Consider the following 4,278-nt stretch of genomic DNA (forward strand, 5'->3'; position numbering starts at 1 on the left):
GGGGCCGGCCGAGGTCCCCGGCCGGACCGAGCCGGGTGGCGACGATCACCGGCCGGCTCACCTCCGCGCCCCGGGCATTTCCCGGCCCCCCGGCCGCGGCGTACGCGCTCAGCAGCAGCCGGAAGAGACGTTCACCGTCGGCCGTGTGGGTGTCGTCCAGGATGATCAGCGGACGGGGGCGGCGGAAGAGGTGGCGCTGTCCGTGGTAGGCGTCGATGTCCGCGAGGAAGGCCGCCGCCAGCCGCTGCTCCAGGTCGTCACGGGCCCGCGCGGGCAACTGGTAGCTCAGGTACTGCGCGTAGCGCAGCAGCCGCTCGATCCCGATGTCCGGGACGCCGAGCGGCTGCTCCTCCCACCAGCGCAGCGCCGCCGGGTCGAGTCCACGGCGGCCCCGGCCGCCACCGGCGAGGACCTGCTGGAGCACCTCCCGGATCAGGTCCTCCAGCGGAGTCAGCAGCGGAATCCACCGGACCAGGGGCACCGCCGCTTCGACCAGGGCTCTGAAGCGCTGCCGTACGGTGGCCTCGTTCGGGGTGCCGGTCAGCGCCCCCACCACCGCTTGCCGCTTCTCCTCGAAGTTCGCCAGATCGGCCAGCGACGGACCGTCGTGCCCGGCCCCGGCAGAAGTCGCGTCCGGCGGCGACTCTTCCAGAGCGACCACGGTGAGCAGGCCGTAGGTGAAGCGCGGGAACGGGATGCGGCCGTACTTCGGCACGTCGGCGTTGAGTTCATGGACGAGCCAGGCGAGCGCGGCCAGCGGACGGGAGGCGAGCAGCCCCTCGCCGGTCGCCGGCCGAGGTACCCGGTCGGTCATCGGCCACTTGGCGACGTGCAGCCGGTTGACGTACGTGTCGTGCAGCTTCTGGCACACCGCGGTCCTGCCGGTCCCGCGTCCTCCGTGGATCCGGATCACCGGCGCACCGAGCGGGTAGGCCGGGCGCGTGCCCCGGCCCCGGGCGTCCAGCCCGACGGCCCTGGGCACGAAGAAGCGCAGCAGCTGCCCGTACCCGTCCAGTTCCCCGTCTGTCATCAGCGCCCCCCGGTGACCGGTCAGACGTAAGGGACAGTCGGGAAACTTAGTGCGCGCGAGGGCAAGGGACCAGGCTTTGGCGGACATTGGTACACGAACGTGTTTCGCGACCGACGCGGGCCGCCGCGAGGTCCGGCGTCACCCTGCCCGGCCGAGCCCGTCCCGTAGCTCGCCGACCGCATGAGAGAAAGCCGGGCCGGTGACGCCCACATCCGGACATACGGTAGGATTGACCTGCGCATTCACGGGACGTGGCGCAGCTTGGTAGCGCACTTGACTGGGGGTCAAGGGGTCGCAGGTTCAAATCCTGTCGTCCCGACTGGAGACGGTCGCGGGTCAGGGCCGGTTTCGGAGGTTTCCGAGACCGGCCCTCGGTCATTGCCGGGGACCAGGCACACCTCTGGCGTGCAGGTCGCCCGTCCGCCGTTCCGGCGTGCCCGTGGCGGTCGTTCAGTCGCGACCCCAGGCGTACGCGAGCCGGTCGATGGCCGTGGTGTTGCGCACGCGCAGGGTCAGGTCGGTGCCGCTGCCTTCGAGGGCGTAGAGGGAGTACCAGTCGTGGTCGGGGCGGTACGTGTGCTTTCCGCCGAGCGCCGGCCAGTAGACGGCGCCCATGTCGTGGGCGCGGACCGTTTCGGTGGCGGCCCGCAGATAGCGGACGAAGTTGTCGTCGCCGGAGGCGTCGTTGTAGTCGCGGCCGTCGTCCATGGGGGCGCCGAACTCGTCCAGTACGGTGCGCTCGCCGCAGTCGCCGATCCGCTTGTCGAACTCGCTGATCCACTCGTCATAGGTCTTCTCCCCGAACTGGAAGGCGTACAGGTGGAGGGAGAGGTGGGTCCCGTCCAGGCGGTCGTCGGCGCAGACGGAGGTGACGTCGCCGTTGTATCCGCTGCCGCTGACGATGATCCGGTTCCTGGGAACTCTCGGCCGGTCCGAGATCCAGTCGGCCACGATGTCGGCCCAGTCCGCCGCGGAGTAGCCGTGGGGCTCGTTCATGGGCTCGAAGTACACGTTGGGCCTGGCACCGTACGCGTCGATGACGGAGTCCCACATGGTGTCGAAGGCGGCCATGTCGTCGATCCTGCCGCCGGAGGCGGCGTCGTCCTCCCAGTAGGAGAGGATGACCTTGAACCCCGCGCCGGCCGCGGCGTCGACGGCGCCCGCGTACGCGTCGCCCCACCTGGTTCCGGGAACGGAGTGGGTGTTGATGGGCAGGCGTACGGTGTCGGCGCCCGAGGTGCGCTTGAACTCGCGGTAGATCCTGCGGGCCTTGGCCTTCACGACCCGGTAGCTGTCGGACTCGGCGAGCCCTTCGGGGACGACGGGGCCCTCCACGAAGTTGTCGCCCGGAACGGCCCAGTTCACGCCCTTGAAGCCGGCCGCGTCCGCGGCGGGGAGTGCCGGCGACGCGCCCGCCGGGCCGGCGACGGGGACGGCGATCGCCGCCGTCAGCAGCGCGGCGAGCAGGCCGCGCACCGCGTGGCGGCGGTGTGGGGAAGGGGCCGGGCGGCCGACGGTCCGGGGACTCGACTGCGACGGGAGATGGGACACGGCTCTCCTCCGTGAGTGAGTGGGGGGAGTGTCATCACTGAGACGGCTTGCGCGTGTGGCCTGAGTCAAGGAAGCAGCCGTCGTCCTCGGCAGCAATAAGCTCCGGAAGAAGCGAACAGAATCGATCAGAAGAGTTACGGTTGATGGGACCGTCCGTCCGCGGCGCGGCAGCGTGTCGTGGGTGAGCGCGGAGCCGGTCCCTGCTCTGCCGTAGCGAAACGATCAGGACCGTTCCGAGTCAATCACCGGGAGCGACTGCCCTGCCTTCGCGGGCACGGCTCGGGGGGTGCCCGTGATGTTGTTGGCGGCCGAGCGTCAGGAGCGGATCCTCGCTGCCGTACGCAGGCACGGCATGGTGCGTCTGGCGGATCTGGTGGAACAGCTGGGCGTCACCCCCGTGACGGTGCGCCGTGACGTGACGCTGCTGGCGGACCGGGGTCTGGTGCAGCGCGTGCACGGCGGGGTCGCCCTCCCGCACCGGACGCGGACGCCCCCGGTGCGGGACGGAGCTCCCGGAGCGTTCGGGCCGATGGCGTCCCAGGCCCTGGTGGGCATGGTGGTGCCCTCGGTCGAGTACTACTGGCCTCCCGTCATCCAAGGCGCGCACACCGCGGTGGCCACCGCCCGGGGCAGACTCGTCATGCGGGCCTCGCGCTGGGACGAGCCGGCCGAGGACCGGCGACAGGTCAGCGCACTCCTCGAACGGGGTGTGCGGGCGCTTCTCGTCGCCCCCGCCACGGTCGGTGACTCCGCCATGGATCTGCTGCGCTGGCTCCGCTCGCTCACCGTGCCCGTCGTCCTCGTCGAGCGCCGCCCGCCCCAGGAACTGGCCACCCTCGCCCTGGACGCCGTCACGACCGCCCACGCGCTCGGCGCCGGCCTGGCCGTGCGCCATCTCGTGACCCTGGGGCACCACCGCATCGCGCTGATCACCACCCGCCGGAGCCCTACGAGCAGGGCGCTGCGCACCGGATGGCGGGACGCGGTGGACGTGCTGGGACTCGAGTCCCATGAAGGGCTCGACATCGAAGTGCCCTCCTACGGTTCTCCGGGGTGGCCGGAGGCGTACACGGACGTGCTGAAGCGCTGTCGTGCTCTCGGAGTGCGGGCGCTGCTGGTGCACTCCGACCGTGAGGCCATCGGCCTGATCGAGCAGGGCCGCGAACTGGGTGTCGGCGTTCCGGACGATCTGGCCGTCGTGACCTACGACGATGAGATCGGAGCGGCGTCCGACCCGCCGCTGACCGCGGTGAGGCCGCAGAAGCACCGCCTCGGCGTGCTCGCGGCGGAACTGGCGCTGGCGAAGGCGGCCGAGGTGGGCGAGGAGCGGCCGGTCCACCGGCTGGAGCTCTGGCCGAACGTGGTGGTCCGCGGATCCTGCGGCGCCGTGGCGCAACCGGGGACGCCGTAGCGGCGGCGATCAGCGGCCGGCGTCTCCGAGCGGGGTCAGCGGGTGGCCCGTCGGCCCGGCCGGGCCGGGCTGTCGGAAGCCGCCCAACCCCTCAGTCGCGAGAGCCGGGTCCGCCGACCCCCGTGCGGCGGACCCGGCCTCGCGCGGCCGGGCGCGTTTCCCTCCCCCGAAGGCAACGCGCCCGACCGCTCCCCCGGCGCCGGTCTGCGGCGCTCCCCTTCCGGTGTGACGGCCCGTGCTGTCACCAGCACATGACCGCCGTCTCGCCCGGACCCCAGGAGGAGTA

Annotated in this window: 2 protein-coding genes, 1 tRNA gene and 1 pseudogene; 2 read left to right on the top strand and 2 right to left on the bottom strand. The window is 71.8% G+C overall.

The window, feature by feature from the left end:
- Window positions 1–1,030: pseudogene (locus RIF68_RS28865) on the bottom strand (hypothetical protein); the annotation flags it as partial.
- Window positions 1,031–1,275: 245 nt separating this feature from the next.
- Between RIF68_RS28865 and RIF68_RS28870 the strand changes: the two are divergent.
- Window positions 1,276–1,349: transfer RNA gene (locus RIF68_RS28870), tRNA-Pro, on the top strand.
- A 131-nt stretch (window positions 1,350–1,480) separates the two neighbouring features.
- On the opposite strand, the gene RIF68_RS28875 is transcribed toward RIF68_RS28870, so the two are convergent.
- Window positions 1,481–2,581 carry a cellulase family glycosylhydrolase gene (locus RIF68_RS28875; RefSeq protein ID WP_309054233.1) on the bottom strand — a complete coding sequence of 367 codons (1,101 nt, stop codon included), beginning with the start codon at window positions 2,579–2,581 and terminating at the stop codon, window positions 1,481–1,483.
- Window positions 2,582–2,876: 295 nt separating this feature from the next.
- On the opposite strand from RIF68_RS28875, the gene RIF68_RS28880 reads away from it, so the two are divergent.
- Window positions 2,877–3,992: a substrate-binding domain-containing protein gene (locus RIF68_RS28880; RefSeq protein ID WP_309054234.1), complete on the top strand. Its 1,116-nt coding sequence runs from the start codon at window positions 2,877–2,879 to the stop codon at window positions 3,990–3,992.
- Window positions 3,993–4,278 lie beyond the last annotated feature (286 nt).

The organism is Streptomyces sp., assembly GCF_031178505.1.
Taxonomy (GTDB): Bacteria; Actinomycetota; Actinomycetes; order Streptomycetales; family Streptomycetaceae; genus Streptomyces; species Streptomyces gulbargensis.

Bases quoted from the DNA above. Each gene is read 5' to 3' on its own strand.
- RIF68_RS28880 (WP_309054234.1), top strand. From the start codon at position 2,877: ATGTTGTTGGCGGCCGAGCGTCAGGAGCGGATCCTCGCTGCCGTACGC.